This window comes from Roseomonas marmotae, from assembly GCF_017654485.1.
GTDB classification, from domain to species: Bacteria; Pseudomonadota; Alphaproteobacteria; order Acetobacterales; family Acetobacteraceae; genus Pseudoroseomonas; species Pseudoroseomonas marmotae.
Window position 1 is genome coordinate 1 of the sequence record NZ_CP061100.1, and the last position, 3454, is coordinate 3454.

The 3454-nt window shown below is 54.5% G+C and carries 3 protein-coding genes; 2 read left to right on the forward strand and 1 reads right to left on the reverse strand.

Features of this window, described 5'->3' with window-relative positions; genetic code table 11:
* Positions 1-337: 337 nt before the first annotated feature.
* Positions 338-901 (forward strand): recombinase family protein, encoded by a 564-nt coding sequence (locus IAI58_RS22925; protein WP_208776378.1) that lies wholly within the window; start codon positions 338-340, stop codon positions 899-901.
* Positions 902-1297: 396 nt separating this feature from the next.
* On the opposite strand, the gene IAI58_RS22930 is transcribed toward IAI58_RS22925, so the two are convergent.
* Complete coding sequence (locus IAI58_RS22930; RefSeq protein WP_208776377.1) at positions 1298-1834, reverse strand: helix-turn-helix domain-containing protein; 537 nt, start codon at positions 1832-1834, stop codon at positions 1298-1300.
* 702 nt (positions 1835-2536) lie between these two features.
* Between IAI58_RS22930 and IAI58_RS22935 the strand changes: the two genes are divergently transcribed.
* Positions 2537-3286, forward strand: coding sequence for a ParB/RepB/Spo0J family partition protein (locus IAI58_RS22935; protein ID WP_207451501.1), 750 nt, complete (start codon positions 2537-2539; stop codon positions 3284-3286).
* The last annotated feature ends 168 nt before the right edge of the window (positions 3287-3454 follow it).

Genomic DNA, 3454 nt, shown 5'->3' on the forward strand with positions numbered 1-3454 from the left:
GATCAAGGAACCATCTCAATCAATCTAATAATCCAATAAGATCAAATACGGCTTTTTGCGAAGTGGGGGCATACGGGTTCCGGGGGGCGGGTATCAGGTGCAAATCGACCCGCCTGACCTTAGACGGTTCTGCGGGGCAGCAGTCAGACCAAATTCCCAATAGAGCCTGCCTTAGTGGGATGTCTGCTATCACCCCTAAAGTGTTCCATTAGAATTGCTTGTTGCCTTTGGGACGTATGGTTCTAGTATGTCTTAGACATTTTGGGACACACTGAACATGGCAACCAGGGCTAAGAGGACCACCGCCTCAGAGGCAACCAAGCCAACGCATACGGGGGTGATGGTCGGGTATGCCCGCACCTCCACTGTTGAGCAGGAAGCTGGTCTAGAGGCTCAGGAACGAGACCTGAGGGCTGCTGGGTGCACGAAGCTGTTTAGTGAGCGGGTATCGTCAGTAGCCAAGCGGGGGAAGCTGGAGGCAGCCCTAGACTACGTTCGTGAGGGTGACACGTTGGTAGTCACCAAGCCGGATAGGCTAGCTCGTTCAACCCTGGATCTTCTGACTATCGTAAAGGGATTGGAAGCTAAGGGCGTGGGCCTGCTGGTGCTGTCCATGGGTGGAGAGCCTATGAGCACCCGTGGGCACACTGGCAAACTGATGCTGACCATGCTGGGAGCCTTCGCTGAGTTTGAGCGTGCTCTGATGCTGGAGAGGCAGCGGGAAGGCATTGCGAAGGCCAAGGAGGAAGGTCGATACAAAGGCCGAGCACCTACAGCCCGTAACCAGGCCGATAAGGTGCGTAGGCTTCATGCCGAAGGGGTGCGACCTACCGATATCGCCAAGCAGCTCGGCATTGGTCGATCCAGTGTCTATCGGGCTTTGGAAGGGGCAGAGGACTAGGCGCCACCACCGGTTGCCGTTAGCAAACTAACTGCCTCGGAACTCGATAGTCCTCAATGATACTGCCAGGGCTTGCGTCGCGGGTGATGAAGGTGATCAGACAGCCAGGAGCCTGATGAATGGCTGCTGGTTGCGTCGCCGTTGTCACAGTAGTTGTGTGGCCGAACGAGGTTCCTGTAGCGAAAGACTGAGCAGGTGATACGAACGACCCTCCACCCCATCGGAACTGATAGGCAGCTTTCCCGTCAGGCAGATTGATTACACTCTCCGGCCGACCATAAGCGAGGAATGCCTCCTGGATTGGCTTACCAACCAGACCCCGCATCTCGGTTGAGGCACATCCGGTCAGTGTCAGTGGTGCCACAAGCGCAAGCCAAAGTAGCTTGCTGGGGCGCATCACTTCACCAACCGAAGATGGGAAGCTGCCTTCTGCGCCTTGTCGCGAGCCTGCCCGGTTTGATGCGTGGCGACGTTTGGGTTCATGAAGTAGCGGACCATGCCAGGGCCACGCATACCGGCAACCTTCACGCGGCGCTTGCTGATAGCCCCGAAGCTCTCAAGCTCACCCATGATTTCGCTCACGTGGTCGGCCTTGGCGTTGATAGCGGCAGCCAACTCATCACGGGTCTGTAGGATTTCGCCTGTGTCCCTATCCAGATGTAGGAACAACTTGGACCATAGGCGCATAGCCATCTGAGGACGCTTGGAGTGCTCAAGCATCCAAGACACGACTAGGTCGTTGGCGGCAGGAGAGAGCATGACGAAGGTCCATCCGTTCTCGGCGGCGGTTTGCTGGTCGATGGTCGAGACAATGGCACCGACAGCTTGTTCAGGCAGGCCAGGGAAAGCTAGGACCGCTTGGCGTAACAGGGCCGCTTGATCGACCTTTAGGCGGTGCTCTTTGGTCCTTAGCCGGACTAGTCGCGCTGGCATGTGGATTCCCCCCGATTAACTCCCACGTGGTGGGAGGATAAGCTCCCATGTGGTGGGAGGTAAAGGCGGTCCCTATACGCGCGGGCGCTCGTAGATCAGGGATAGATATATCCCCCTTCTTTTGGTCTTCCCCCAAGTCGTGGATAACCGCCACCGCCACCACAGCCTAGACAGGGGTTAGGAAGGCCATAGGAGGCTCTATGGGGCCTGCCAGCACCTTGGGCCTCCTCTGAGGGCAAAGGGGCCTGTGGGGGCTTCCTAGGGCCTTCTAGGGGCATGTCCGCTTGAGGATGGACATCTGGCGGCTAGGGGCAGCCTAAAGACAGATCCTAGGGAAGCCTGAGAGGGGCCTTGGGGCCTGGTTCCGTGTCCTCTCCACCAGCCATCCCTGAGAGGCTTGTAGAGGCTCCTAAGGGGCTTCTAGGGCCTGGTGCTCAGAGGGCAGGAGAGGGGTGCCTGGGAGGCTCTGAGGATGGTGGGGTAGAACCCCGATAGTTCCTCAAAAATAATACAGCATAATCAAATGCTTAATCAGATTCTGTGGTCAAATAGACCATGCTTCTGAAGAAGGCGGAATACCTCCACTTAATAAGTGGGGCACAAAGTCTCGTCAAAAGGCCACCTATGAGGGGAGAACCTCCGATCACCCGCTCATGTTCTCGAACAACCGAGCAATTCATTCACTAAATAAATGTATAAACCATGAAAATTGAAGAATCTATCAAACCAATTAAAATCAAAATCAGTAATATTACTTTACTTGATGACATGCAGCCGAGAAGCAGAACAGACTTTGATGCCATCGGCAGATACAAACAGACTATTAAAAATGCAGGAGAGGAAACCCTACCACCTATCCTGGTAGGAAACATCCAAGAGCATGGCCTGGTGGTCATTGATGGCTATCACCGCTTCAAAGCCCATGAGGAAAGCGGCCTAAGGCGTATCAAAGCCAGGGTCATCAAGTGCAGCTACGAAGAAGCTAAGTGGCTTGCTGCATCAGAAAACATCAGTCATGGGATTCCCCTCAAGAGAGCAGACCATCGGGAAGTTTTCAGGAGGTTTGTGGATTCAGGGAGGCACCTGAAATCTGATGGTAGCCGAAAAAGCTGGAGAGAAGTCGCATTAGAACTAGGTGGCATACGCAGCCATGTCACACTCTGGAAGTGGATGCAGGAAGATTACCCAAGCGTTGAGATGGACGATCTACCTACCACCGAAGACCAGAAGGGCAGTAAGAAGGTCAGCTATGAAGTCCTAGCCATAAAGGATTACGTCAGGGGAATCGGGAAGAGAGTTAAGGAGAGCGTGAGAAGGAATGGAGATCAAGACCGGGGAGATATCCTGTGGTGCTTTTGGGATCTGATGGACAAGACAGCAGAAACCTTAGGTATGTCGCGGGATGATCTCATCGTGTCTATCAAAGAAGCGGGCGTAGATCCCCCATTGTGAATGGGGATGCTTGTTAAGTCCTGAACGCACCATTCATCCGCAAACCAGATATTAAGCCGCTTAATCGCTCTGTCTAAGGCCCATCAGGGAGGCACGGTTGGGTTCCTTGACGCACCCCTTCTGGGGAAAAGACGGGTGGCCATACCCGGGGGGGGCCATGATGAAAAA